At 70.3% G+C, this 573-nt stretch carries 1 protein-coding gene; it reads right to left on the bottom strand.

The genetic code is table 11. From position 1 onward, the window contains the following. Nucleotides 1-533: ATP-binding cassette domain-containing protein (locus HCN51_RS57815; protein WP_168022240.1), on the bottom strand; the 533-nt coding region annotated here is incomplete at its 3' end. Nucleotides 534-573 lie beyond the last annotated feature (40 nt).

Genomic DNA, 573 nt, shown 5'->3' with positions numbered 1-573 from the left:
CCGGCGTCCAGGCTGGAGGTGGGCTCGTCCAGGATGAGCACCTTGGCCTGGACGTCGATGGCGCGCGCGATCGCGACGAGCTGCTGCACGGCCAGCGAGTACGCCGACAGCGAGGCGGTGACGTCGATGTCGAGGTCGAGGCGGGCCAGGATGCCGGCCGCGCGGCGGCGCACCTCCTTCCACCGGATGCGCCCCCAGCGGTCGCGGGGCTCGCGGCCGATGAAGATGTTCTCGGCCACCGACAGGTTCGTGCAGAGGTTGACCTCCTGGTAGACGGTGCTGATGCCGGCCTGCTGGGCGGCCAGGGGGCCGGTGAAGGCCACCCTGGCGCCGTCCAGCTCGATCCGGCCCTCGTCGATGTCGTGGACACCGGTCAGCACCTTGATCAACGTCGACTTGCCGGCGCCGTTCTCGCCCATGAGGGCGTGCACCTCGCCCGGCAGCAGCCGGAAGTCGACGCCGTCGAGCGCTTTCACGCCGGGGAACTGCTTGCTGATCCCGGTCATCGTGAGCACCGGGGTGGATGCGGTCATGGACTCTCTCCAGGACGAGCCGGACCGGCCGGCGTCCTTC

This window comes from Nonomuraea composti, assembly GCF_012034275.1.
In the GTDB taxonomy this organism is placed as follows: Bacteria; Actinomycetota; Actinomycetes; order Streptosporangiales; family Streptosporangiaceae; genus Nonomuraea; species Nonomuraea composti.
This window is presented reverse-complemented; position numbering and strand designations above follow the sequence as displayed.